This is a genomic window from Pseudomonas sp. B21-059 (genome assembly GCF_026016285.1).
GTDB classification, from domain to species: Bacteria; Pseudomonadota; Gammaproteobacteria; order Pseudomonadales; family Pseudomonadaceae; genus Aquipseudomonas; species Aquipseudomonas danubii.
Genome location: NZ_CP087201.1, coordinates 4,950,553 through 4,976,194 on the forward strand (window position 1 = coordinate 4,950,553; position 25,642 = coordinate 4,976,194).

The 25,642-nt window shown below is 59.7% G+C and carries 22 protein-coding genes and 4 tRNA genes; 11 read left to right on the forward strand and 15 right to left on the reverse strand.

Annotated features, from left to right (window positions below):
- The first annotated feature begins 30 nt into the window (after positions 1 to 30).
- Entirely contained in the window at positions 31 to 1,863 is a 1,833-nt protein-coding gene (locus LOY69_RS21710) for a bifunctional diguanylate cyclase/phosphodiesterase (RefSeq protein ID WP_265073577.1), read from the forward strand.
- On the opposite strand, the gene LOY69_RS21715 is transcribed toward LOY69_RS21710, so the two are convergent.
- From LOY69_RS21715 to LOY69_RS21735, 5 genes are all read right to left on the reverse strand, one after another.
- A complete protein-coding gene (locus LOY69_RS21715; protein WP_213665803.1) occupies positions 1,808 to 2,230 on the reverse strand; it encodes a sel1 repeat family protein in 423 nt (140 codons plus the stop codon). The two genes, LOY69_RS21710 and LOY69_RS21715, sit on opposite strands and share 56 nt — an antisense overlap.
- Positions 2,231 to 2,602 carry a hypothetical protein gene (locus tag LOY69_RS21720; RefSeq protein ID WP_003179080.1) on the reverse strand — a complete coding sequence of 124 codons (372 nt, stop codon included), beginning with the start codon at positions 2,600 to 2,602 and terminating at the stop codon, positions 2,231 to 2,233.
- The gene (locus tag LOY69_RS21725) at positions 2,599 to 2,940 is read right to left on the reverse strand and encodes a helix-turn-helix domain-containing protein (RefSeq protein WP_265073578.1); all 342 of its coding nucleotides are present in this window, start codon (positions 2,938 to 2,940) and stop codon (positions 2,599 to 2,601) included. The genes LOY69_RS21720 and LOY69_RS21725 overlap by 4 nt, the downstream gene beginning before the upstream one ends.
- A gap of 114 nt (positions 2,941 to 3,054) precedes the next feature.
- Entirely contained in the window at positions 3,055 to 3,510 is a 456-nt protein-coding gene (locus tag LOY69_RS21730) for a YkvA family protein (RefSeq protein WP_102880528.1), read from the reverse strand.
- Between the two features lie 291 nt (positions 3,511 to 3,801).
- The gene (locus tag LOY69_RS21735) at positions 3,802 to 4,515 is read right to left on the reverse strand and encodes an FKBP-type peptidyl-prolyl cis-trans isomerase (protein WP_102860775.1); all 714 of its coding nucleotides are present in this window, start codon (positions 4,513 to 4,515) and stop codon (positions 3,802 to 3,804) included.
- Between the two features lie 267 nt (positions 4,516 to 4,782).
- Between LOY69_RS21735 and LOY69_RS21740 the strand changes: the two genes are divergently transcribed.
- Positions 4,783 to 6,591, forward strand: a complete 1,809-nt coding sequence (locus tag LOY69_RS21740) for a di-heme-cytochrome C peroxidase (protein ID WP_265073579.1) — start codon at positions 4,783 to 4,785, stop codon at positions 6,589 to 6,591.
- Complete coding sequence (locus LOY69_RS21745; protein WP_265073580.1) at positions 6,588 to 7,757, forward strand: catalase family protein; 1,170 nt, start codon at positions 6,588 to 6,590, stop codon at positions 7,755 to 7,757. The genes LOY69_RS21740 and LOY69_RS21745 overlap by 4 nt, the downstream gene beginning before the upstream one ends.
- Before the next feature lie 140 nt (positions 7,758 to 7,897).
- On the opposite strand, the gene LOY69_RS21750 is transcribed toward LOY69_RS21745, so the two are convergent.
- The 4 genes from LOY69_RS21750 to LOY69_RS21765 form a co-directional block, all read right to left on the reverse strand.
- Positions 7,898 to 7,974, reverse strand: a tRNA-Asp gene (locus tag LOY69_RS21750).
- Between the two features lie 19 nt (positions 7,975 to 7,993).
- Positions 7,994 to 8,069 (reverse strand) — tRNA-Val (locus LOY69_RS21755).
- A gap of 187 nt (positions 8,070 to 8,256) precedes the next feature.
- A tRNA-Asp gene (locus LOY69_RS21760) sits at positions 8,257 to 8,333 on the reverse strand.
- 19 nt (positions 8,334 to 8,352) lie between these two features.
- A tRNA-Val gene (locus tag LOY69_RS21765) sits at positions 8,353 to 8,428 on the reverse strand.
- Positions 8,429 to 8,588: 160 nt separating this feature from the next.
- On the opposite strand from LOY69_RS21765, the gene rdgC reads away from it, so the two are divergent.
- The 3 genes from rdgC (at position 8,589) to sugE (ending at position 10,986) form a co-directional block, all read left to right on the forward strand.
- Entirely contained in the window at positions 8,589 to 9,509 is a 921-nt protein-coding gene (gene rdgC, locus LOY69_RS21770; RefSeq protein WP_016967448.1) for a recombination-associated protein RdgC, read from the forward strand.
- Between the two features lie 75 nt (positions 9,510 to 9,584).
- Positions 9,585 to 10,562 carry a bile acid:sodium symporter family protein gene (locus LOY69_RS21775; RefSeq protein WP_265073581.1) on the forward strand — a complete coding sequence of 326 codons (978 nt, stop codon included), beginning with the start codon at positions 9,585 to 9,587 and terminating at the stop codon, positions 10,560 to 10,562.
- A 106-nt stretch (positions 10,563 to 10,668) separates the two neighbouring features.
- A complete protein-coding gene (gene sugE, locus LOY69_RS21780) occupies positions 10,669 to 10,986 on the forward strand; it encodes a quaternary ammonium compound efflux SMR transporter SugE (RefSeq protein WP_016967450.1) in 318 nt (105 codons plus the stop codon).
- Between the two features lie 63 nt (positions 10,987 to 11,049).
- On the opposite strand, the gene LOY69_RS21785 is transcribed toward sugE, so the two are convergent.
- From LOY69_RS21785 to LOY69_RS21795, 3 genes are all read right to left on the reverse strand, one after another.
- Positions 11,050 to 12,924, reverse strand: coding sequence for an MFS transporter (locus tag LOY69_RS21785; RefSeq protein WP_110594679.1), 1,875 nt, complete (start codon positions 12,922 to 12,924; stop codon positions 11,050 to 11,052).
- Positions 12,925 to 13,007: 83 nt separating this feature from the next.
- Entirely contained in the window at positions 13,008 to 14,159 is a 1,152-nt protein-coding gene (locus LOY69_RS21790) for a TDT family transporter (protein WP_265073582.1), read from the reverse strand.
- Positions 14,160 to 14,333: 174 nt separating this feature from the next.
- On the reverse strand, positions 14,334 to 15,539 hold the full coding sequence (locus tag LOY69_RS21795; RefSeq protein ID WP_265073583.1) for an MFS transporter: 1,206 nt from the start codon (positions 15,537 to 15,539) through the stop codon (positions 14,334 to 14,336).
- A 91-nt stretch (positions 15,540 to 15,630) separates the two neighbouring features.
- On the opposite strand from LOY69_RS21795, the gene LOY69_RS21800 reads away from it, so the two are divergent.
- On the forward strand, positions 15,631 to 16,176 hold the full coding sequence (locus LOY69_RS21800; protein ID WP_102880535.1) for a TetR/AcrR family transcriptional regulator: 546 nt from the start codon (positions 15,631 to 15,633) through the stop codon (positions 16,174 to 16,176).
- Between the two features lie 133 nt (positions 16,177 to 16,309).
- Positions 16,310 to 19,783, forward strand: a complete 3,474-nt coding sequence (locus LOY69_RS21805) for a PAS domain-containing hybrid sensor histidine kinase/response regulator (protein ID WP_102860768.1) — start codon at positions 16,310 to 16,312, stop codon at positions 19,781 to 19,783.
- A 12-nt stretch (positions 19,784 to 19,795) separates the two neighbouring features.
- Here LOY69_RS21805 and rmuC read toward each other — a convergent pair whose 3' ends face one another.
- Positions 19,796 to 21,163 carry a DNA recombination protein RmuC gene (rmuC, locus tag LOY69_RS21810; protein ID WP_170001972.1) on the reverse strand — a complete coding sequence of 456 codons (1,368 nt, stop codon included), beginning with the start codon at positions 21,161 to 21,163 and terminating at the stop codon, positions 19,796 to 19,798.
- A 176-nt stretch (positions 21,164 to 21,339) separates the two neighbouring features.
- Positions 21,340 to 21,663, reverse strand: a complete 324-nt coding sequence (locus tag LOY69_RS21815; protein WP_102880537.1) for a sel1 repeat family protein — start codon at positions 21,661 to 21,663, stop codon at positions 21,340 to 21,342.
- 880 nt (positions 21,664 to 22,543) lie between these two features.
- Between LOY69_RS21815 and LOY69_RS21820 the strand changes: the two genes are divergently transcribed.
- The 3 genes from LOY69_RS21820 (at position 22,544) to LOY69_RS21830 (ending at position 24,954) form a co-directional block, all read left to right on the forward strand.
- Complete coding sequence (locus LOY69_RS21820) at positions 22,544 to 22,768, forward strand: hypothetical protein (RefSeq protein ID WP_025127035.1); 225 nt, start codon at positions 22,544 to 22,546, stop codon at positions 22,766 to 22,768.
- A 272-nt stretch (positions 22,769 to 23,040) separates the two neighbouring features.
- Positions 23,041 to 23,523 (forward strand): hypothetical protein, encoded by a 483-nt coding sequence (locus LOY69_RS21825; protein WP_102860764.1) that lies wholly within the window; start codon positions 23,041 to 23,043, stop codon positions 23,521 to 23,523.
- 144 nt (positions 23,524 to 23,667) lie between these two features.
- Positions 23,668 to 24,954, forward strand: coding sequence for an OmpP1/FadL family transporter (locus LOY69_RS21830; protein ID WP_265073584.1), 1,287 nt, complete (start codon positions 23,668 to 23,670; stop codon positions 24,952 to 24,954).
- Positions 24,955 to 25,042: 88 nt separating this feature from the next.
- On the opposite strand, the gene LOY69_RS21835 is transcribed toward LOY69_RS21830, so the two are convergent.
- Complete coding sequence (locus LOY69_RS21835) at positions 25,043 to 25,594, reverse strand: glutathione peroxidase (RefSeq protein WP_102860762.1); 552 nt, start codon at positions 25,592 to 25,594, stop codon at positions 25,043 to 25,045.
- Positions 25,595 to 25,642 lie beyond the last annotated feature (48 nt).

Genomic DNA, 25,642 nt, shown 5'->3' on the forward strand with positions numbered 1-25,642 from the left:
CCGGTCCTTTTTTTATCGATAGAGATCGCCATGACCACGACCGAACAGCTGAGTGCATTGAGTTCAATCCTGGCTCAAAGCGGTTTGCACAGCCTGTTCCAGCCGATCATTTCTCTCTCGCAGCGACGTATCCTCGGATACGAAGCCTTGAGCCGCGGCCCTTCCAACAGCCCCCTGCACTCCCCGGTCGCCCTGTTCGCGGTGGCCCGCCAGGCCGGGCGCCTGAGCGAACTGGAGTTCGCTTGCCGCCACAGCGCCTGCAAACGCTTCAGCGAGCAGCAATTACCCGGCAAACTGTTCCTCAACGTATCGCCGGAATCCCTGCTGGAAGCGACCCATCAACCAGGCCGGACCCTGCAACTGCTACAGGACGTTGGCATTCCTCCAAGCCAGGTGGTGATCGAACTCACCGAACAGACCCCCATCGACGACTTTCAGCTGTTGCACAACGCCCTGCATCACTACCGGGACATGGGATTTTCCATCGCCCTGGATGACCTCGGCGCCGGTTACTCCAGCCTGCGCCTGTGGTCCGAGCTGCGGCCGGACTATGTAAAGATCGACCGGCACTTTATCGATGGCATCCATCAGGATGCCCTAAAGCGCGAATTCGTCGGTTCGATTCTGCAGATCGCCAAGGCATCCCGCGCCCAAGTGATAGCCGAAGGAATCGAGATGCTCGAGGAACTGGTGGTGCTCAGCGAAATGGGGGTGGATCTGGTCCAGGGCTACTTGCTGTGCCGGCCGCAGGAACAACCGCCTCGGGATGCCCGGGCAATGATGCCCAAGCATGACCAAACCAGCGTGGCACTCAACGATGAAGGCAGTGACCTCAGCGCGCTGCTCAACGAACAGCCCGCCGTGGCCCACAATACCCCGACAGCCAACGTGCTGGAAGCCTTTCGCCGGCAAGCCAACCTCAATTCTCTGGCGGTCCTCGACGAACAGGGCCACCCCTGCGGGATCGTCCACCGGCATTCGCTTTCAGATGCCCTGCTCAAGCCCTTTGCTACCGATCTTTTTGCCCGCAAACCCATCAGCCGCCTGATGAATGACGACTTCCTTGCCGTCGAACTCAGCCAGTCCCTGCAACAGGTGAGCCGCCTGATCACCAGTCGCGCCCGACAACGCATCGAGGAAGACTTCATCATCACCCTCAACGGTCACTACCTGGGACTGGGACGGGTAATAGATGTGCTCAAGCTGATCACCGAACTGAAAATCCAGCAGGCGCGCTATGCCAATCCCCTGACCCTGTTACCGGGCAACGTGCCCATCCAGCAATGCCTGACCCGCCTGCTGCAACAAGGGCGAGAGTCAGTGATCTGTTACGTGGACATCGACAGCTTCAAGCCCTTCAACGATATCTACGGCTATGGCCGTGGCGATGAAGTGCTGCTGTGCCTGGCCCAATGCCTGAATGATCGGGTCGACCCGAGTCGTGACTTCGTCGGGCATATTGGCGGGGATGATTTCTTGCTGGTGCTCGGACCTGAAGACTGGCAAAGGCGCCTGAACCAGTTGCTGGACGACTTTCACAGTCAGTGCCGACGCTTCTACCGCAGCGAACACCTGGAAGCCGGTTGCTTTGTCGCCCCCAACCGTCAAGGAGTGCGTCAGGAGTTCCCCTTGCTGTCACTGTCCATCGGCGTCGTGCACTTGTATCCACAGGCTTGTGGACTACTGGATTCCAGCCAATTGGCAGAGCTGGCATCCCAGGCCAAGCATCATGCCAAGAATGTTCAGGGCTACAGCATCCACGTAATCGACAGTTTGGACGCTGCAGCCCGCATGGGAAGCGAGGCGCTCAACGAACCGATGCGGGATCGGAATCCGCCGCCTGATTCAGCTGCATCAGCTTGAGCTCCGCCAGGGGATGCCCGGCCTTGGCCGAGAGCGTCCACCAACGGCTTGCCTCGTCAGCATCAGGAGCCTTGCTGGCGGAGCCGGCGAGGCTGATCACCCCCAATTGATAGGCGGCTTTACCGTCACCGGCCAGAGCCGCCAGGCGCAGCAGGCGAATGCCCTCCTCCCGCGCCCCAAGCCCATGCCCACGAAAAGTCAGGATGTGCCCGTAGAAACTTTGCGCGTCGACATCCCCCAGATTGGCCATGCGTGCGAATTGCCCCTCCATCCACCGCCAACTGCGAGGTTCGCGGATAAACCACGGCCAATGAAACAACCGGCGCGCCAGCCAATAGCTGAGTCGTGCCTTGAGTCGCCAGAACATTCAAGCCTCCGCTGATTCGGGGTATTCATACTCGAACACGCGCACCACTTCCGATGCGTGCCATGACGCAGCGGCCACGCCATCGGATGGCCCGGAAAAACGTCCCAAACGCTCCACACACTCAAAGAACCCGGTACGAGGCAAACGACTAGCGCCTTGGCTGATCACCAATGAACTGCGCAATGGCTGTTCGGCCCGAGCATCCAGGGCCGCCAGATGCTCCAGCGCGGCCGTCAGGGTTTGCATGGCTGGGCTAGGCAGCTGCAATCGCTCCAGCAATGCCCGGTAGGTTAAAAGATGGCGTTGGCGACGGGCTTGATCCAATTCGCCCAACAGCCCATCCCAGTGCTGACGACTGATCCTTACACTCACGATTGCTCCCTCCACCCCGGCACCGTCAACTCCCAGGCCAGGCTGCGGCGAATCGCAGCGTCGGGTTGACGCTCGCCACTTTCAATCAGGGCCAGGTAAGACGGACTGATACCTACTTTGCGGGCCAGCGCCTCGATGGCGATGCCCTTCCCTTCGCGCAAATTGCGTAGTTGATCCAGGCCCGGAAGACTCTGGGCTGGTGTTGCCGCCTGAGAGGTTGCAGCGGCGTGTGGTTGTTGTTTGGTGAGGCCTGCGGCTGTCAATAAAGCTTGATACTGAGCCCACGGCAGAACCGCATATTCGGGCTCGCCATCGCGTTCAATAATCTGAATATCCATTACTACCCCGTAGGACAACGACTCTTACCGAGTCGGACTTTTCCCTTGAAGTGTAATCCTAACAGCGGCGGCGGTCGCGGGGAGCATGATTGTTGAGAGAGCGAGTCAATCGCTTCAGTTTTTCCGCGGCCCCTCCAGCTGCAGTTGTTCCGGTGTATCCGGCAGGCGTTCAACCACCGCCAGTTTTTCCGGCATCTGGCGGTTGCGCCAGGCGCGGAAGGCACCAAGTTCGTCATCCAGGGTCTTCATCAACCACGCCAGCACGGCGATGTCGTCGAGCATGCCGAATACCGGGAGAAAATCGGGGATCGCGTCAACCGGGCTGAGGAAATACATCAACCCTGCCACTACCGATAGCAAAGCCTTGGGGCTGACGGCGCGATACTCACCTCGCCAGTAAGCCAGACACAAGGCCTGGAGCAGGCGCAGATCCTCCTTGACCTTGCCCAGACGGCCACCCTGGCTGGCCCCCTTGCTGGCCACGGCAAACAGCAGCGTCGGTAAACGACCGCGGCTCAGCAACCGACCAGCCAGGGGCAGGAAGCGAGCAAAACTCCAAGGTGCTTTCATCATCACTCCACTGAAATGTTATCCACACAAATTGTGGATAACCTTGTGAACAGAGCTATTTTTCACAGCTGAAAGCCCCGTTTCATAAGGGCTTAGCTCAGATCGGGCGTTTTTTACTCACATAAAAAAACCCATAATTTCATTGACTTGGCGGCCTTCACAGACTACCCACCGCCGATACCCAGTTCTGACCACCTACGATGGCGCCGGTTCGGAATATTTACCAGCAGTGGCCCGCAGAAACGACAACGCCCCGTAAAAACGGGGCGTTGCTTCAGGCGCAGAGACAGGTTACTTGGCGGCGTCCTGCTTGGCTGGATCCTTGATACCCAGCAGCTCCAGTTCGAACACCAGAACCGAGTTGGCCGGGATCGACGGGCTTGGGCTTTGTGCGCCGTAGGCCAGATCGCTAGGGATGTACAACTTGTACTTCTCACCCACGTGCATCAGTTGCAGACCTTCAACCCAACCCGGGATGACGCCGCTGACAGGCAGATCGATCGGGCTGCCACGCTCTACCGAGCTGTCGAATACAGTGCCGTTGGTCAAAGTACCGGTGTAGTGAACCGTGACCACGTCAGTCGACTTGGGCTGAGGACCATCAGCCTTCTTCAGCACTTCGTACTGCAGGCCGGAAGCAGTGGTAGTCACGCCGGTTTTCTTACCGTTTTCCTCGAGGAATTTCTTGCCGGCAGCAGCCGACTCTTCACTCATCTTGGCCATGCGCTCTTCGGCACGCTTTTGCAGCGCGGCAAAGGCTTCAACCAGTTCCTCATCCTTCAGCTTCTGTTCTTTCTTGCCAACGGCATCTTCGATGCCCTGGGCTACCGCTTTGGAATCCAGGTCATCCATGCCTTCTTGGGCGAGGCTCTTGCCCATGTTCAGGCCGATACCGTAGGAAGCTTTTTGCGCCGGGGTTTTCAGCTCTACGCTGGTCTGCGAGTCACACCCCGCAAGTACCAGGCTAACCAGGGCCACCGCCGCCGCCAACCGATGCTGTTTCATGCTATTTCCTTGTTCATGCGCCTAAAGGGCAATCGAATAAAGCCGCGAGCTTATCAGGCGACCACGACCAATGGCTACCGGCGTAAGAGTAGTAAATGTCCGATAAGTTCACGTCTTTAAACACGTTTTATGCTTTGGGGAACGCCCGCTCAGGCGGCTCGGTGAGGCGCTGGAACGAGCGCGAATAACCATAGCGCAAGTAATGGCTACTTGCCGCGTCAGAGACGCTCAGGCATAAGGAAAGCAAATTCGACAAGGACGTACATCTTGCGCCTCATCTACCGTGTATTGCTGTTGATTGCCGTGTTGATCGGCATAGCCCTGGCCGTGGTTGTGTACTACATCGCCAACCCCAAGCTTCCCGACTATGTGCCCGTCGAGCAGGTGCACTATCTGGACCAGTGGGACGCCGCCGACCGCCAGACGTACTATTTCACCCCCCAAGGCACTCAGGTCAAAGGCCTGCGCTATGAATGGTTCACCGCCCTGGAGCTGCCCTTCTCCAAGCAGTCCTTTGCAGCGCCGGAGTACCTGGCACGCTTCGGATTCCTGGTTCAGCCCGGACAGAAAGCCACCGCGCAGAATCCCGGCAACCTGCCAGTAGGGTTCGCCCGACACCAGAACCCAGGCAGCCCGGAACAGTACCTGGACATCACCTGCGCCGCCTGCCACACCGGGGAACTGCGCTTCAACCATCAGGCATTGCGAATCGATGGCGGATCGGCGCAACACGTGTTGCCCTCCAGCGTGCCAACCCTGCGCGGCGGCAGCTTCGGCCAGGCGCTGGTAGCCAGTCTGGCCACCACCTACTACAACCCATGGAAATTCGAGCGTTTCGCCCGCAAAGTGCTGGGCGCAGACTATGACGCGCAACATGAACAACTGCGCAAGGACTTCAAGGCCTCGCTGGACACCTTCCTCCGAGTCGCCTGGAACGACACCCATCGTGGCCTCTATCCCACCGAGGAAGGCCCGGGCCGTACCGATGCCTTCGGCCGCATAGCCAACGCCAGTTTCGGCGACGCGATTTCCCCAGAGAACTACCGCATCGCCAACGCCCCGGTGGATTACCCACAACTGTGGGACATCTGGACCTTCGATTGGGTGCAGTGGAATGGTTCAGCACAGCAACCCATGGCCCGCAACATAGGCGAGGCCCTGGGGGTCGGTGCCACCCTCAATCTGTTCGACAGCAACGGCCAGCCCCTCACCGGCGATGCCCGCTACCCGTCCAGTGTGCGGGTTCGCGACCTCAACCATATAGAAGAAACCTTGCAGCGCCTGAAGCCTCCCACATGGCCTGAGGCACTGCTGGGCACTGTCGATAAACCTCTTGCTGCCAAGGGCCGCGACCTGTTCGCCAGCCACTGCGCCGGCTGTCACCTACCGACAGTGAGCGAGAGCAACGGCCGCCCAGTGCAGCAACTGAAGATGCTCCCGGTTTCGGTGATTGGTACCGACCCGAACTCCGCCAGCAACATCGCCGACTTGCGCTATGACCTGAGTGCCCTGCAATGGGACACCACCGAACTGGCCAAGTCCAACGTCGAACTGCACCCGACGCCCACTGAACCACTTGACCTGAGCCAACTCTCGGCCGCGAAGGGCCTGGCCTATATCACCGCCTTCGTCGAGGAACGTGCCTACCGCGATGCCAAGGTCACTCCCGAGGAACGGCCACGGCTGGATGGCTATGGCCTGCCGATCGGCGTACGGGAGCTGCGTGCCTACAAGGCCCGGCCACTGGCTGGGGTCTGGGCGACACCGCCTTACCTGCACAACGGCTCGGTGCCCAACCTGTATCAACTGCTTTCGCCGCAATCCGAACGCTCCACCACCTTCTATCGAGGCACCTTCGAATACGATCCCAAGCACCTGGGCTATCGCCCGGAAGCCTTCAAGAATGGCTTTGAATTCGATACCCGCATCAGCGGCAACCACAACAGCGGCCACGAATTCCGTGCCGGCCAGCGTGGCAACGGCGTCATCGGCCCTCTGCTGCAACCCGAAGAGCGCTGGGCGCTGCTGGAATACTTGAAAGTGCTAGGCGGACCGCTGGAGTCACAACTGCCATGAAACTCGATCTCGCAAGAAAACGACCGTCACTGCTGGCCAGGCTCTGGCTACGCCTCGGTGCATTGCTGGGCAAGACTCTGTTATTGCTGGCCGGCATAGGCCTGCTGGGTTGGGCCCTGGGCAGCGTCTGGTTCGCCTGGCAGCACCGTGGTCCGGTGGCAGTGCAGGAGCAGATTCCCGCCGATGAAGCCGCACGCACCCAGGGCATCATCCAGACCGCCGTACGCATCGTCGATCAACACCGCGAAGGCACGCGCTACCTGCGCGATGCCCACGCCAAGGCTCATGGCTGCGTGAAAGCCGAGGTCCAGGTGCTCAAGGACCTGAATTCGGAACTGCGCCAGGGTGTATTCGCCAACCCCGGCCAGATCTGGCAAGCGACCGTGCGTTTGTCCAACGGCAATGCCTATCCGCAGTTCGACAGCATTCGCGATGCCCGCGGCATGGCGATCAAACTGCTGGATGTTCCTGGGCAACAGCTGATCCCCGCGGAATCGGCGCGACGCGAGCAGGACTTCGTGATGTTCAATCATCCGAACTTCTTCGTCAGCGATGTGGCGGAGTATCAACAAAACATTGCCGCCCAGGCGGATGGCAAGAAAGTCGGCGCCTTCTTCCCTGGCTGGGACCCTCGCAGCTGGCAGATCCGCCATCTGTTCATCGCCTTGGCCACGTTGTCACCAGCACCAGCCAGCCCGACCCAGACGACCTACTTTTCGGTCTCGCCCTACAAGTTCGGTAACGCCAACGCCAAGTTCCGGGTCATGCCGGACCCGGACAGCTGCCCGGCCTACAACTTGCCAGCGCAGAACCAGGACCTGCCCAACTTCTTGCGCAGCGCACTGACCCAGCAGCTCTCCACCGATCGGATGCCAGCCTGCTTCGTGCTGCAGATCCAGCGCCAGGATCCGAGCCGGTTCATGCCGATCGAAGACACCAGCATCGAGTGGAAAGAAAGCGACGCACTGTTTGAAACCGTGGCCCGATTGACGATCCCCGCCCAGGACTTCGACACTCCTGCGCAAAACCTCGCCTGCGACAATCAATCCTTCAATCCCTGGTTCGGCATTGAGGCCCATCGCCCTATCGGTGGTATCAACCGCTTGCGCAAAGCGGTCTACGAAGCTGTCAGTGACTACCGGCACAGCCGTAACGCCGAGCAGTAAGCCCTGAAACAAGAAAAGCGGCCTGCGGGCCGCTTTTGGGGGTGCCGGATTTGCCTAAAGCCAAACCCCAGACAGCAAAAAGCCCGCGTTAGCGGGCTTTCCGTGATGACCTGGCGTTCAGTGTTCCAGGTTATCGAATATGGCGCAGCGGACGGGACTCGAACCCGCGACCCCCGGCGTGACAGGCCGGTATTCTAACCGACTGAACTACCGCTGCGCGTAGCGTTGAAAGTAAGTGGTGGGTGATGACGGGATCGAACCGCCGACATTCTGCTTGTAAGGCAGACGCTCTCCCAGCTGAGCTAATCACCCTTTACCTTCGTTGCGGGGCGCATTATGCCACAAAAATTCTTAAAGTGTTGATTTAATTGATAATTTTATCAAAAAAATCTGAATTCCCATGAAATGCCGCACTACCCACAAACTCTTTACAGCAAAAAGCCCGCGCTAGCGGGCTTTCTGTGGTGACCTGGCGTTCAGTGTTCCAGATTACCGAATATGGCGCAGCGGACGGGACTCGAACCCGCGACCCCCGGCGTGACAGGCCGGTATTCTAACCGACTGAACTACCGCTGCGCGTAACACTGAATGCGAATGGTGGGTGATGACGGGATCGAACCGCCGACATTCTGCTTGTAAGGCAGACGCTCTCCCAGCTGAGCTAATCACCCTTCACGTTCGGTGTGGCGCGCATTCTACGGAGCAGCCCCCACTCTGGCAAGCACTTTTTATAATAATTTTTTCAGGCCTTCCAAAGGCTTAGCGAAGGGTTGGCCTGAGCAGCAGCGAAGAGAATAATGCCCTCCTTTGTATAAAGGAGAGATTCACCCCATGTGGTTCAAAAACCTGCTGATCTATCGCCTGACCCAAGATCTGCCTTTTGATGCTGAGGCGCTGGAAACTGCACTGGCGACCAAACTGGCGCGCCCCTGTGCAAGCCAGGAGTTGACCACTTACGGTTTCGTCGCCCCTTTCGGCAAAGGTGAAGACGCCCCGCTGGTGCACGTCAGCCAGGACTTCATGCTGGTGGCAGCGCGCAAAGAAGAACGCATCCTGCCTGGCAGCGTGGTGCGCGATGCGGTGAAGGAAAAGGTCGAAGAGATCGAAGCCGAGCAGATGCGCAAGGTCTATAAGAAGGAGCGCGACCAGATCAAGGATGAAATCATCCAGGCGTTCCTGCCCCGGGCCTTTATCCGCCGCTCCTCGACCTTCGCCGCCATCGCCCCAAAACAAGGGCTGATTCTGGTCAACTCGGCCAGCCCCAAGCGCGCCGAAGACCTGCTCTCCACTCTGCGTGAAGTCCTCGGCACCCTGCCAGTACGTCCACTGACCGTGAAGATTGCTCCGAGCGCGATCATGACCGACTGGGTCAAGACCCAGAAAGCCGCCGACGATTTCTTCGTCCTTGATGAGTGCGAACTGCGCGATACCCATGAAGACGGCGGCATCGTGCGCTGCAAGCGCCAGGACCTGACCGGCGAGGAAATCCAGCTGCACCTGAGCACCGGCAAGGTGGTCACCCAACTGTCCCTGGCCTGGCAGGACAAACTGTCCTTCATGCTCGACGACAAGATGGTGGTCAAGCGCCTGAAGTTCGAAGACCTGCTGCAGGATCAGGCGGAACAGGACGGCGGCGATGAAGCCCTCGGCCAGCAGGACGCCAGCTTCACCCTGATGATGCTGACTTTCGGCGACTTCCTGCCGGCGCTGTTCGAGGCCCTGGGTGGCGAGGAGATTCCGCAAGGCATCTGACGCCTTGCTCCAATAGCCGCCCCGCTATAGACGCCACCGCCTTCGGTGGCGTTTTCACATAATAAGGAACAGGTCATGCGAGCACTGGCTGCACTGAGCCGCTTTGTCGGCAACACCTTCGCCTACTGGGTACTGATCTTCGCCGTCCTGGCATTTTTCCAACCCGGTTGGTTCATCGGCCTCAAGGGCGCCATCGTGCCGCTGCTGGGCCTGGTGATGTTCGGCATGGGCCTGACCCTGAAACTCGAAGACTTCGCCGAAGTGGCCCGTCATCCTTGGCGCGTCGCACTGGGAGTGGTCGCGCACTTCGTGATCATGCCCGGGGTGGCCTGGCTACTCTGCCAGGCCTTCCATCTGCCGCCGGAAATTGCCGTCGGCGTGATTCTCGTGGGTTGCTGCCCCAGCGGCACCTCGTCCAACGTCATGACCTGGCTGGCCCGGGGCGACCTCGCCCTGTCGGTGGCCATTGCTGCAGTCACCACCCTGCTCGCGCCACTCTTGACCCCTGCGTTGATCTGGCTGCTGGCTTCGGCCTGGCTGCCGGTGTCTTTCATGGAACTGTTCTGGTCGATCCTGCAAGTAGTGCTGCTGCCGATCGTGCTGGGCGTGCTGGCCCAGCGCGTGCTGGGCCATCGAGTACAACATGCAGTGGAGGTACTGCCGCTGGTTTCGGTGGTGAGCATCGTCATCATCGTCACCGCCGTGGTGGCGGCCAGCCAGGCAAAAATCGCCGAGTCCGGACTGCTGATCATGGCGGTGGTGATGCTGCACAACAGCTTCGGCTACCTGTTGGGCTATTTCACCGGCCGACTCTTCAAGCTGCCACTGGCACAACGCAAATCCCTGGCCCTGGAAGTCGGCATGCAGAACTCCGGCCTGGGGGCCGCCCTGGCCAGCGCCCACTTCTCTCCACTGGCGGCAGTACCCAGCGCCCTGTTCAGCGTCTGGCATAACATCTCCGGGGCCTTGCTCTCGGCTTACTTCCGCGGCATGAGGGACAAAAGCGAGCAAAAACTGGAAACACAACGAGTCGGCAACCGAGCTGAAAACTGATCGACCGAGCCGCACTGAGCAGTATACTGCGCAGCGCGAGGACGACCTCGCGACTCAATCGAGTGACTTATTTGTGGGGACGACCCCATCAACCGATGAGGTCAGCATGTCCTGGATCATTTTGTTGTTTGCCGGTTTGTTTGAAGTGGGCTGGGCTGTCGGCCTGAAGTACACCGACGGTTTCAGCCGTCCGCTGCCCACCGCCCTGACCATCCTCGCCATGGCCATCAGCCTGGGCCTACTCGGTCTGGCCATGAAGGAGCTGCCCCTGGGCACGGCCTACGCCATCTGGACCGGGGTCGGTGCCATTGGCACGGTGATCGCAGGGATCATCCTGTTCGGCGAATCCATGGCCTTGGTGCGCCTGGCCAGCGTGGCGCTGATCATCGCCGGCCTGGTGGGCTTGAAAGTCAGCGCCAGCTGACCGCCGCCGCACAGTAATGAAAACGCCCGCAATGCTGCGGGCGTTTTTGTGTTCACTGCAATCCTAGCGACGACTGCCGCGCAACTGCCCCACCAGCGCCTGCAACTGCGCGGGTTCGGTGGCCTCCACGCTTACGACTGGCCCGGCCACCAAAGTCACTCGTGACCAGAAGCGATGGAAGAACCCTTTGTTCGGGTCGCGACTGAAGAAGCTGCCCCACAAGCCCTGCAGTGCCAGGGGAATCACCGGCACCGGGGTCTCTTCGAGAATCCGTGTCAGGCCGCCCTTGAACTCGTTAATCTCACCATCGGCAGTCAGCTTGCCCTCGGGAAAAATGCACACCAACTCACCGTCACGCAGATACTGGGCAATACGTTTAAAGGCCTTTTCGTAGATTTCCAGATCTTCATGCCGTGCAGCGATAGGAATGGTACCGGCGGTGCGGAAGATAAAGTTCAGCACTGGCAGGTTGTAGATCTTGTAGTACATCACGAAGCGAATCGGCCGGCGCACCGCGCCGCCAATCAACAAGGCATCGACGAACGACACGTGGTTGCACACCAGCAACGCCGCCCCTTCATCGGGGATCTGCTCCAGATTGCGATGCTCGACGCGGTACATGGAATGGCTGAGCAGCCAGATCATGAACCGCATGCTGAACTCGGGCACCACTTTGAAGATATAGACGTTGACCGCGATGTTGAGCAGCGACACCACTAGGAACAGATGGGGAATGGTCAGCTTGACCATGCTCAGCATGACGATAGAAACAATCGCCGACACCACCATGAACAGCGCATTGAGAATATTGTTGGCAGCAATTACCCGGGCCCGTTCATTCTCCGGAGTACGCGACTGGATCAGCGCATACAGCGGCACTATATAGAAGCCACCGAATACCCCCAGCCCCAGCACGTCGAACAACACCCACCAGGCATGCCCGAAGCCCAGCACTTCAAGCCAGCCATGACCATTGACACTCTCCGGGATACCACCGGAATGCCACCACAGCAGCAGGCCGAATACCGTCAGGCCAAAGGAGCCAAACGGCACCAGGCCGATCTCAACCTTGCGCCCCGAAAGCTTCTCGCACAGCATCGAGCCCACCGCGATACCCACCGAGAACACAGTGAGGATCAGGGTCACCACCGTCTCGTCGCCGTGCATCCACTCCTTGGCATAGGCGGGAATCTGAGTCAGGTAGATTGCCCCGACAAACCAGAACCAGGAGTTGCCGACAATCGACCGCGACACCGCCGGTGTCTGCCCCAAGCCCAGACGCAAGGTGGCCCAGGACTGACTGAAGATGTTCCAGTTCAGGCGCATGTCCGGGGTTGCAGCAGCCGCCCGTGGAATGGCCCGACTTGCCAGGTACCCCGACACCGCGACGCCCAGGATGGCAACCGAGACAATAGAGGCGTAATGAGCCGAGGACATCATGATCCCCGCGCCGATGGTCCCGGCCAGAATCGCCAGGAAAGTCCCCATTTCCACCAGGCCATTGCCGCCCACCAGTTCCTCTTCACGCAGGGCCTGGGGCAGGATCGAATATTTCACCGGGCCGAACAGCGCCGAATGGGTACCCATGGCAAATAGCGCCACCAGCATCAGCCAGAGATGGTCGAAGACGAAGCCCACCGCTCCCACGGCCATGATCGCGATCTCCCCCAGCTTGATCAGGCGAATCAGCGCATCCTTGGCGAACTTCTCACCGAACTGCCCGGCCAGGGCCGAGAACAGAAAGAACGGCAGGATGAACAGCAAGGCACAGAGGTTGACCCAGATCGAGCGGTCACCCTCGATGCTCAGCTTGTAGAGAATGGCCAGGATCAACGACTGCTTGAAGATGTTGTCGTTGAAGGCGCCGAGGGATTGCGTGATGAAGAACGGCAGGAACCGCCGCTTGCGGAGCAAAGTGAACTGCGAAGGGTGACTCATCTTCCATGTCCCTGAGTGGCGTGGATACTGTTATTGGAATGTCGAATATCGATCCAGGCCACAACCTTACCTATCTTTGGCGATTATTTCCGTAAGCCCGCAATGCACGGCGAAACAAACAGCTCTCCTTTATAGGCCCCCTGGACCGTACGCCTGGCCACGATCAGCCACATCAACGCCAGGGCCGCTACCAACACCGCACCAAATACGCTGAAGAATCCCAGGTGCAAAGTGCTACCCAGCTTCAAGGTGGCCAGCGAATACACACCCAGCGGGAAGGTAAAGCCCCACCAGCCGAGGTTGAAGGGAATGCCCTCGCGCAAGTAACGCCGGGTGATCAGCACCGCCATCAACATCCACCACAGGCCGAAGCCCCATAGGGTCAGGCCCGCCACCAGCCCCAGGCCGGCGGCAATCTCGCCGACGCCGGACAGGCCATTGGCGGCAAAGATCGCCGGTGCATCGCCCCCCAGCACCAGCATGCCCAGGGCGCCGGTACCGATCGGGCCCAGGGCCAGCCAGCTCGAGGCCGCCATGCTTTCGTGGGGCAATTTGTGCAAGGCCATGCGCAGCAGCAGGATAGTCAGGATGCTGAAAGCCACCGGCAGCGAAAAAGCCCACAACACATAGCTGGTACTGAGCATCACCAGTTGGGCGTGAGCATCCGCCAGATGCGGCGCCAGCAAGCCGCCGCTGGCCGCCGCCACTTCAGCCGCCACCACCGGCAGCAACCAGACGGCGGTCATCTGATCGATGCTGTGCTCCTGCCGGGTGAACATCATGTAGGGGATCAACACCCCGCAAGCCAGGGACATGGCAACGTCCAGCCACCACAACACTTGCGCCAGATGCACCACCGCCTCACCCCAGCGGGGAATGCCGAACAGCAGCAAGCCGTTGATGATGGTTGCCAGCCCCATGGGAATGGTGCCGAAGAACATCGAGACAGTTGAATGACCGAAGATTCGCTGCGCCTCATCGAAGAACAGCACCCAACGGGCGGCATACATCACCGTGAAGAGCACGAACAGGGCAATGGTCAGCCACCAGAATCCTTCGGCTACCTGATGCAGGCCTGGAACCTGGGCCGGCCACTGGGCCAGCGCCAGGGCCAGAACCCCAGTGCCCATGGTGGCGGCAAACCAGTTGGGGGTGAATTGGCGAATGGCTTCACGGGGGTGTTGCAGATGACTCAAGGGCCGGCGGCCGGCTTTGACGCTGTGGGTGCATGGCATGACGTGTCTCCTGTCCTCTGATGAGGTGGAGCCCATGGTAGAACCTAATCGAATATCTATATAACGGGTAATTTCTCTATCTGTTATCTACTGGATAGATATTAAGTCCGAGGCGCTGCCTTCAAACTCGATCATCAGTACCCAGGATGTTCTTTCAGTGGATGAGCCACACGCTCAATTCCCAGGTGCTGTGCAACATGTCGGCACCGGGCGACGCAGCAGTACCAGAAGAGCGCCGAGGGATAGCAGGATCAGCACGGCCCCATAGCCATCGGTAGTCGCAATCAGGCCGAAGCTGCGGGTCAGGTTGCCCGCCAGCAATGCCGGCAGGCAGAACGCCAGATAACTCAGGACATAAAACGCCGACATCAGGCCCGCGCGCTCATGGGGCAAGGCCAGGGGCATTACGCTGCGCAGCGCGCCAAGAAATCCGCCGCCGAAACCGCTGCCCAGCACCAGGGTGCCAAGGAAGAACAGCATCAGGCTGGCACTGTGCACTGCGCCGAGGATCAGCATCACCCCCACCGCCAACAACCCGGCCCCCAGGCGCAGGACCTTGTCCGCCGGTCGCTGGCGCAGAGAAAAGATCATCACTGCACCACTGAGGGTCAGCACCGCCACCAGAGCGCCGCCGGTCAAGTTCGAGGTTGACCCGGTAGCGGCGCGCACCAGTGACGGGGCCAAGGACAGATAAAAGCCGCCCACAGCCCATACCGCCACATCCACCGGTAACGCCAGCCATAACGCTCGCCGCGCTTGCAGCGGTACATGCAATGTGGGCCGCAACGAGGCCCAGGCGCCAGGTTGCGGACTGACACTTTCCGGCAAGCGCCAGACATACAGGGCCTGGACCACGAACACCCCCAACAGCAACCAGTAACTGAGCTGTAGCGGCAACGGCGCGAACTCCACCAGCAAGCTGGCGCCCATGGCGCCGCACGCCATGCCCAGAAGGGGCGCAACACTATTGACCAATGGGCCTTGCTGGCGATCGGTATCCAGCAACGCGGCGCCGAGTACGCTGGTAGCCATGCCAGTGGCAAAGCCCTGCATCACCCGTGCAGCAATCAGCCACTGCACCCCGCTTTCATTGATAAACAGCAGCATCGCCAGGACATTGAGGAGCAAGGCGGCAAAGATCACCGGCCGCCGCCCCAGGTAGTCCGACAGAGACCCCACCGTCAGCAGGGCGGCCAGCAGGCTCAGGGCATAGACCCCGAATACCAAGGTCAGCATCGCCGGAGAAAAATGCAGGGTTTCCTGGTAAAGGTGATAAAGCGGTGTCGGCACGCTGGAGGCCGCCAGAAAACTGAGCAAGGTAATGGCCAGAAACACCAAACTGCGACGGTTGGACACACAGGTGTCGATAGCACCGGACATAGCACGCCCCACTAAAGCTAATATTTTGCTTTTGCGCAGCGTGCTACCGCCCCGGGCTTAAAGCAAATTCTTTGTGTTAAGGTTCGTTCCCATGGCTATTAAAGAAGCTTTACGCCCAGGCGGCCGTAGCGCCCGGGTTCAGGAATCCATCCATACGGCAGTCCGCCAGCTCCTTGAGGAGCAGGACCGCTCGTCCTTGACCGTGCCGCAGATCGCCACTCGCGCCGGCGTCACCCCCTCGACCATCTACCGACGCTGGGGCGACCTGTCAGCCCTGCTGGCCGATGTTGCACTGGCACGCATGCGTCCGGACAGCGAACCGGCCAACACCGGCAGCCTGCGGGGCGACCTGCGAGCCTGGGCCGAGCAGTACCTGGATGAAATGAGTTCGGAGCCAGGACGCAACATGATGCGCGACGTGCAATGCAGCGCGACTCCAGGCTATTGCGTGACTATCCTCAGCGCTCAATTGCAGACCCTCCTCGAACGCTATCAGGACAGTGAAGAACGCCTGCCGGACGTCGATCGCCTGCTGAACCTGATCGTGGCGCCGACCGTGTTTCGCATCCTGTTCTCCGCCACGCCGCTACCGGTGTCGGAACTCCATGAAATGATCGAGCTTGCCCTGCAACCCTAGCCCGCCCGAACGACCGTCAGGCCCTGCGACATCAGGCCACGCTGATACCTTGGTCGACACTGACGTCAACTCAACATCGTGCCAGACTGTCTGGCCGGGCTGACGTGCCCGGCGTCTTTGCTTCGGAGTTTCCATGTCGTTGTCCAGCGGGCTGATTGCCGCCGTTGCCCTGGCCTATATGGCCATCATGTTTGCCATCGCCTTCTATGGCGACCGTCGCAGCGCGCCCCTTCCGCCGCGGGTACGAGCCTGGGTGTACAGCCTGTCGCTGGCCGTCTATTGCACCAGCTGGACCTTCTTTGGCGCCGTGGGCCAGGCGGCCGAACAACTCTGGGCTTTCCTGCCGATCTATCTGGGCCCCATCCTGCTGCTGGTGTTCGCCCCCTGGGTGCTGCAGAAGATGGTGATGATCAGCAAGCAGGAGAACATCACCTCCATTGCCGACTTCATTGCCGCCCGCTACGGCAAGTCCCAATCCCTGGCGGTGGTCGTAGCCCTGATCTGTCTGGTGGGAGTGCTGCCCTACATCGCCCTGCAACTCAAGGGCATCGTGCTCGGTGTGAACCTGCTGATCGGCGCCGGAGCCGACGCCATGGGTACCCGCGCCCAGGACACGGCACTGATCGTGTCGCTGATCCTGGCGCTATTCACCATTGTCTTCGGCACCCGCAACCTCGACGCCACCGAGCACCACCGGGGCATGGTGCTGGCGATTGCCTTCGAATCCCTGGTCAAGCTGTTTGCCTTCCTGGCCGTCGGCGCCTTCGTCACGTTCGGCCTCTATGACGGTTTCGACGATCTGTTCAACCAGGCCATGCTCGCGCCCCGTCTGGAGCAGTACTGGAAGGAAACCATCAACTGGCCGTCGATGGTGGTGCAGACCGGGGTGGCGATGATGGCGATCATCTGCCTGCCGCGGCAATTCCACGTCACCGTGGTCGAGAACATCGAGCCCCAGGACCTGCGCCTGGCCAAATGGGTGTTCCCCGCCTACCTGGCCCTGGCTGCGCTATTCGTGGTGCCCATCGCACTGGCCGGGCAGATGCTCCTGCCCAGCAGCGTGCTGCCGGACTCCTTCGTCATCAGCCTGCCCCTGGCCCAGGCCCATCCCGCCCTGGCCCTGCTGGCATTCATCGGCGGCGCTTCGGCCGCCACCGGCATGGTGATCGTGGCCAGCGTGGCACTGTCGACCATGGTCTCCAACGACATGTTGCTGCCCTGGTTGCTGCGACATAAAAACGCCGAACGCCCCTTCGAAGTGTTCCGTCACTGGATGCTTTCGGTGCGCCGCGTCAGCATCGTGGTCATCCTGTTGCTGGCCTATGTCAGCTATCGCCTGCTGGGCTCCACCGCCAGCCTGGCCACCATCGGCCAGATTGCATTCGCCGCCGTGACTCAACTGGCGCCGGCCATGCTTGGCGCGCTGTACTGGAAACAGGCCAACCGTCGAGGGGTGTTTGCCGGACTCGCCGCCGGCACCTTCATCTGGTTTTACACCCTGGTCCTGCCCATCGCTGCCCACAGCCTGGGCTGGTCCCTGAGCAGCTTCCCCGGCCTGGCCTGGCTGCACGGCAATCCGCTGGACCTGCCCATCACACCACTGACCCAGGGCGTGGTGCTGTCACTGGCCGGCAACTTCACCCTGTTCGCCTGGGTCTCGGTGCTGTCGCGCACCCGGGTTTCCGAACACTGGCAGGCCGGACGCTTCATCGGCCAGGAAATCAGCGGTCGCCTCAGCTCACGTTCGATGCTGGCAGTGCAGATCGACGACCTGCTGAAACTGGCCGCGCGCTTTGTCGGTGAAGAGCGTGCCCGCCAGAGTTTCATCCGCTTCGCCTATCGTCAGGGCAAAGGCTTCAACCCGAATCAGAACGCCGACGGCGAATGGATCGCCCATACCGAACGCCTGCTCGCCGGTGTCCTTGGCGCCTCCTCGACCCGCGCCGTGGTCAAGGCCGCTATCGAAGGCCGGGAGATGCAACTCGAAGACGTGGTGCGCATCGCTGACGAAGCCTCTGAAGTGCTGCAGTTCAACCGCGCACTGCTGCAAGGCGCAATCGAAAACATCACCCAGGGCATCAGTGTGGTGGACCAGTCGTTGAAACTGGTGGCCTGGAACCGTCGTTATCTGGAGCTGTTCAATTACCCCGAAGGCCTGATCAGCGTTGGCCGGCCGATTGCCGACATCATTCGCCACAACGCCGAGCGCGGCCTGTGCGGCCCCGGCGAAGCGGAGGTCCACGTCGCCCGACGCCTGCACTGGATGCGCCAGGGACGAGCCCATACTTCCGAGCGGCTGTTCCCCAACGGCCGGGTCATCGAACTGATCGGCAACCCGATGCCCGGTGGCGGCTTCGTCATGAGCTTCACCGACATCACCCCGTTCCGCGAAGCCGAGCAGGCCCTGACCGAGGCCAACGAGGGCCTGGAACAACGGGTGGCGGAACGCACCCATGAACTGTCGCAACTCAATGCTGCGCTGACCGAAGCCAAGGGCACGGCGGAAGCGGCCAACCAATCCAAGACGCGCTTTCTAGCGGCCGTCAGTCACGACCTGATGCAACCCCTGAACGCTGCACGGCTGTTCTCCGCCGCCCTTTCACACCAGAATGACGGACTCTCTGTCGAAGCCCAGCAGCTGGTGCAGCACTTGGACAGCTCACTGCGCTCTGCCGAAGACCTGATCAGCGACCTGCTGGATATCTCGCGCCTGGAAAACGGCAAGATCACCCCTGATCGCAAACCCTTTGCCCTCAACGAGCTATTCGACACCCTGGGGGCGGAATTCAAGGCCCTGGCCCATGAGCAGGGCCTGCAATTCCGGGTGCGCGGCAGCCGTCTGCGGGTCGACAGTGACAGCAAGTTACTGCGGCGGGTACTGCAGAATTTCCTGACTAACGCCTTCCGCTATGCCAAGGGCCCGGTCTTGCTGGGAGTGCGTCGTCGGGGCGACTCATTGAGCCTTGAAGTCTGGGATCGGGGCCCGGGCATCCCCCGGGACAAGCAGCAGGTGATCTTCGAAGAGTTCAAGCGCCTGGACAGCCACCAGACCCGCGCCGAAAAAGGCCTGGGACTGGGCCTGGCCATCGCCGACGGCCTGTGCCGGGTCCTTGGCCATCCGTTGCAGGTACGCTCCTGGCCCGGCAAGGGCAGCGTTTTCAGTGTCAACGTTCCCTTGGCCCGCAGTAGCGTGGTCGCGCCGGGCAAAGCGGTGGAACTCAACGGGCAGTCCCTCAACGGCGGGCAGGTGCTCTGTGTAGACAATGAAGACAGCATCCTGATCGGCATGAACAGCCTGCTGACACGCTGGGGTTGCCAAGTCTGGACTGCCCGGAACCGCGAAGAGTGCGCGGCGCTGCTCAAGGAAGGCATCCGCCCGCAATTGGCGCTGGTGGACTACCACCTGGACGATGGCGAAACCGGCACCGACGTCATGGCCTGGCTACGCACTCAGTTGGGGGAGCCGGTGCCTGGCGTGGTGATCAGTGCTGATGGGCGTCCGGAGATGATCGCCCAGGTGCACGCGGCAGGGTTGGACTATCTGGCCAAGCCCGTAAAACCGGCAGCCTTGCGCGCCCTATTGAGTCGTCATCTGCCTCTGGGCTGAGCCAGTGCCGGGCTACTCCGGCAACTCCAACTCTCGCCCGTCGGCATCGGTCATGGCCCGCTCCAGCAAATCTGCCGGCAAACTCTTGCTGGCCCGGGCCCCCAGCAACTTGAGCTGCTCACTGCGGCTGACCAGATTGCCCCGACCTTCGGTGAGCTTGTTGCGCGCGGCGGCATATGCCTTGTCCAGTTGCTGCAGGCGGTTGCCGACTTCATCCAGATCCTGGATAAACAGCACGAACTTGTCATAGAGCCAGCCCGCCCGTTCGGCGATTTCACGGGCATTCTGACTCTGGCGCTCCTGCTTCCACAGGCTGTCGATTACCCGCAAAGTAGCGAGCAAGGTGGTTGGGCTGACAATGACGATATGCCGGTCGAACGCTTCCTGAAACAGGTTGGGCTCGGCTTGCAGGGCTGCCGAGAATGCGGCTTCGATGGGCACGAACAGCAGTACGAAGTCGAGGCTGTGCAAACCTTCCAGACGTTTGTAATCCTTGCCGGCCAAGCCTTTGACGTGATTGCGCAGGGACAGCACATGTTGCTTCAGGGCCGCCTGGGCAATCTGTGGATCGTCGCTTCCGACATACTGCTGGTAGGCCGTGAGGCTGACCTTGGAGTCCACCACCACCTGCTTGTCACCCGGCAGCATGATCAGAACATCGGGCTGGAAGCGCTCACCGTCCGGCCCTTTGAGGCTGACCTGGGTCTGGTATTCGCGTCCCTTCTCCAGGCCTGCGTGCTCCAGCACCCGCTCAAGAATCAGCTCCCCCCAATTGCCCTGGGTCTTCTGCCCCTTGAGGGCGCGGGTCAGGTTAGTGGCTTCATCACTCAAGCGCAGATTCAGTTGCTGCAAACGCTCCAGCTCCTTGGCCAGGGAAAAACGCTCGCGGGCCTCGGCCTGATAACTCTCTTCGACCCTTTTTTCGAACGACTGGATGCGTTCCTTGAGCGGGTCCAGCAACTGCCCAAGTCGCTGCTGGCTGGTCTCGGCGAAACGCTGTTCGCGCTCATCGAAGATCTTGCCCGCCAGCTCGGCGAACTGGGCCCGAAGCTCGTCCCTGGACCCTTGCAGATCGGTAAGGCGCTGCTGGTGGCTTTCCTGCTGCTCTCGTAGCTCAGCCTGCAACGAGGCAGCCTGGGCATCCAGACGTCGCAACTCGTTCTCTTTGGCAGCACGCTCCAGGTTCCAGGCGTGAGCAGCGTCACGGGCGTTGTCCCGTTCAATCTGCAGCAACTCGACCTCTCGACGCACAGCCGCCAGGTCCGCCTGCTTCAAAGCATTGGCCTGACTCAGGTCACTGACTTCATCACGACTGGCATCCAGCTGTGCCATGAGTCCTTCCTGGGCCAATAGGGCCGTAGCCAGACGCTCTTCCAGCAGTGATAGCTCGGACTGGCTGGAACTGGCGCGACGCTGCAGTTGCCAGGCCAGCACCAGTAACGGCAGCGCCGCTCCCGCCAGGCCGAGCAGCAGGCTGGTCAAGTCCATAGCCATAGCAATTCCTGTCAGCGAAATAAGGAACGAAGGTTAACCAAGCCACCGGGCGTTGGACAGCCTCAGTCTTCGATACGGCCCAGCTCCAGTTGAGCACGACGGTCACCGGCGCGGGCTGCCTGGCGCAACAGGTCGTGACCGATACGGCGGTCCCGGGCGTTGCCACACTCGCGGCACATCAACTGACCCAGGCGACTTTGCGCCGCGACCACGCCTTCCCGGGCCGGCTGCTTGAGTAAACGTCCGGCAAAGTGCTTGACGTTAGGGTTGTGTCCCAGGCGCGGGCTGTCCAGCAACCACAAAGCCACACGCAAGGAGAAACGCTTGGGTTCGGTAACACTGTCAGGGAGGGCGGTAACAGAAGGTGATACTGAGCGAAACTTCATAAAGCACTGTGGGGCAGATCGGAAGGCGCGCCACTCTACTCCTTTTTTCGCTCGGGTAAAGTCAAAAAAGAGCCAGCACGCCCGTCCTAGAGCAAGCGCTTGGGACAATCCACAGAAGCTGTGGATAAGTCAGTGGACAACCCCTCTACAACCCTCTCAAAGCCCCATGAGACGGGCTCTGCAGTCAAACTGACGATTTTTTCACCAGTAAAAAAAGACGATGTTTATCATTGACTTAAATTCTCGAGACAGGCTATGGAGCAAGCCTTGGGGAAGGTGACAACCCGGTGACATGTGGCACAACAAGTGTGCACAACTGGGCGGAAATTGACGTCGGCAATGCACCACTTTCGTACACCCCGCCGTGTCGGAGGTGACACAATCGTCACCCCGTGACGTCGTTGCCCAAGGAACATTTTTCCTAGCACACTTGCATTCCCACCTTCAACCCGATAGACTCCGCCCCGTTAGTACCAAGCTGAAAGTCAATTCTGGTCGAACAAGTCCCGCCGACACCTCTCCTAACGAGAACAACGTCGAACATCAAGGACCGACCACCTCGCTGGTTTCCAGGTAATTCTCAAACTGACACAGCCCTTGAAACGAAATCAAAGGCCGTGCCCAAGTTACTTACTCTGACCGAACCAACCTGCAAATTGATCAGGATCTCCACCCTGGGCCCAGAACCTTTGCCCTTGCTGTGTTGCCTGCCCTCCTAAGTACCTACCTGCCAGCCCCTAGCGCAACCTTATTAAAGCGCTGCAACTGGCTGCTTTGTTCCAGTCGGGTTCTTCGTCTGACCAATAGTGGTCGACGTTACTGGAACGTTTTAACGTTGCACGGTTCTTAACCGTGTCATTTGTAGGAACACCTAATAATTATGTCTACTCAAATCCAGACTCAGGATGCCATTCGCACCCTAACCCACGCTTTTGCGCCGTTGAACTGCCTGATCATGGCCACTCGCAAAGGCTGCTTCAGCTTCACCCTGGTCAATGAACACGGCATCGCCCGTCACAGCGAACGCCTGTATCCCGATCAATACTCCAGCGCCGAACCGCTGCAGGCAGTGATCGAGCGTACACGCCAGGCCTTGGTGGCCTGATACGCCAGAGTGCTGAAAACCCAAGAGCCTCGCCTGATCGCGGGGCTTTTTATTGCCTGTGATTTACCAATCCACTCCTCCAACCAAAGTACCAATAGGTATAAGGCTTATAACAAGAGCTCGGAAATGTTTTAAAAACAGGCCTTTACAACATAGATATGACACTACACTTCAAGTCAGGCGGCCCGCGCCGCTTCCGGCAAACCTGATCCTTTCATTGCTGCCAAGCACCTTCGGGTTTCGCCGGCCACCTCCCCCCCCTCGAGGGCATTATGGGTATCGCCGCCAGCGAGTTGTGCCGCTATGTCATTCGCCCGACGCTGATGTACCTGGGCAGTCATAGCAAAACCGCTGAAGCCTTGTTGCTGGGCATTGCCGCCAGTCAGTCGGCGCTGGGCTCGGCACTGCACGATCGCCGCGGCCACGGCCTGTACCGCATCACTGAAGTGCGCCACCAAGACCTCTGGGATCACTACCTGGCGCTGGACCCGGAACGGGCCAGCCTGGTGAGAGGACTGGCCAGCCAACATGCGTTCCTCGCCGGACCGCACCTGGAACTGACCGTCAATCTGCGTTATGCCACCGCCATCGCCTGGTTGCTGGTGGAACAACAGCACACTCCACTCCCCGCAGCCGACGATCTGCTCGGCATGGCCCGTATCTGGAGGAAGACCTTTCAACCACAAGGACGTTTGAGAGATTTCGCCTGCGCCTGGCAAACCTGCGTTTCACCGTTGAGCCAGCTCGCCTGCTGACACTGACCTTTACAAAATCGGAGAAAAACCCCGATTCTGGTCGGATTGTCCTACAAAACCGCTCTAAATCAACTGTTACAGCCTATAGCGCCGTAGCCGAAATGTTGGTAGTTTTCGCCTCGGTGATCATCAGGAGTTCTAATAATGAAAAAATTCATGCTCAAATCCACCATCAGTCTCGCGGCTGCACTTGCCTCTACCCAACTCTTCGCCAGCGGTTTTGCTCTTAACGAACAAAGCATCAGCGGCATGGGTACTGGCTTTGCTGGCCGCTCTTCCGCTGCCGATGATGCAAGTACTGTATTTGGTAACCCTGCCGGTATGTCGCGCCTGAAACGCCAGCAAGTCACTGGCGGTATGGCGGCTATCGATGCGTCCACCGACCTCAGGAACACCAGTGGCAGCCGCCAGGGCACCAACAAGGGCGATATGGTGCCCTTAACTGCCGTGCCTATGGGCTTCTACGTCAAACCAATCGATGACCAATGGGCGTTCGGCCTGGGGGTCTATGCTCCATTTGGTTTGGTCACCGACTATGAAAGCAGCTTCCAGGGACGTAACTTCGGCAGCAAAAGCGAAGTCAAGGTCGTAACGTTCCAGCCAACCGTAAGCTACGCCTTCAACGATAAGGTTTCGATCGGTTTTGGCCCGACCATCAACCGTATTTCCGGTGTATTGGAATCAGCCTTGACTACCCCTTTTTCGCCCAATGATGGCAAAGTCAAAATCAAGGGTGACGACGTTGGTTATGGCTACAACATCGGCGTGCTGGTCCAGGCTACCGACACCACCCGCGTGGGCCTGACCTACCACTCGAAAGTGAAATACAAACTGGAAGGCCACACTGATGTCACCGCCGGTGCCGGCACCAACCCAGGCATCCTGAAAAGCAACCGCTACGACGCCTCCCTGAAAATCGACACTCCAGAGTCCTACGACCTCTCGGTCACCCAGGAACTGAACGATGCCTGGAAACTCTATGCCGGTGCCACCTGGACCCGCTGGAGCCGCCTGAAAGACATCACCGTCAACAACGAGGGTGTCACTGCTGCAACAGGTGGCGCACTGGCCCCGACGCTGAAACTGGGCAGCATCCAGGAAGAGCAGAACTGGCATGACACCTGGGCTTACGCCATCGGTACGTCCTACCAGTTGAACAAACAGTGGGTCTTGCGTACTGGCCTGACCTTTGACCAGGCGCCAACCAACAACACTGACCGTTCACCACGCATTCCTACCGGCGACCGGACCATCTTCAGCCTGGGTGCCGGCTGGAGCCCAACCGAAGACCTGACCATCGACGTTGCCTACTCCTACCTCAAAGAAGAGAAAGTCAACGTCAACCGCAGCAATGCCCTTGGCCAAACTTACAACGCCCAATATGACAACAGCGCGAACGGTTTCGGCGTAGGTGCAACCTACCGCTTCTAAATCGTTAAGAGGCCTGTGCCTCTAGAGCCGAAAGAAAAAGCCCCGCTTCTCAAGAGGCGGGGCTTTTTCATGTGCTGATCCGCAAAACTCAGGATTTGGACGCCAACGCCTTCTCCACCGCCTCAATGAATTCCGGGTTATCCGGCTTGGTCAGGCTGGAAAAGCTGGCAATCACATTGCCCTGGCGATCCACCACGTACTTGTAGAAATTCCACTTCGGCGCATTGCTCTGCTGCGCCAGGACCTTGAACAGATGCACCGCATCTGCCCCTCGAACCTTTTGCGGCTCGGTCATGGTGAACGTCACGCCGTAGTTGACGTAACAAACCTTGGCAGTCTCAGCGCCATCCTTGGACTCCTGCTTGAAGTCATTGGACGGAACACCCACCACTTCCAACCCCTGTTCCTTGTAACGCTGATACAGCGCCTCAAGGCCTTTGAATTGCGGAGCAAACCCACAGAAGCTCGCGGTATTGACCACCACCAGCGGCTTGCCGGCAAAGCGCTGGCACAGATCGATGGATTCCTTGGCGTGCAACTTGGGTACAGACCCCTGCAGTAACGCCGGACAATCCGCCGCCCAGACCGAACCTGCAAACAATGTGAGTAATGCCGGAACCACAAACCAGCGCTTAGCCATGTTCAGCGTCCTTCAATAGTCATCGGATATCGACGTTACTCGCCCCTC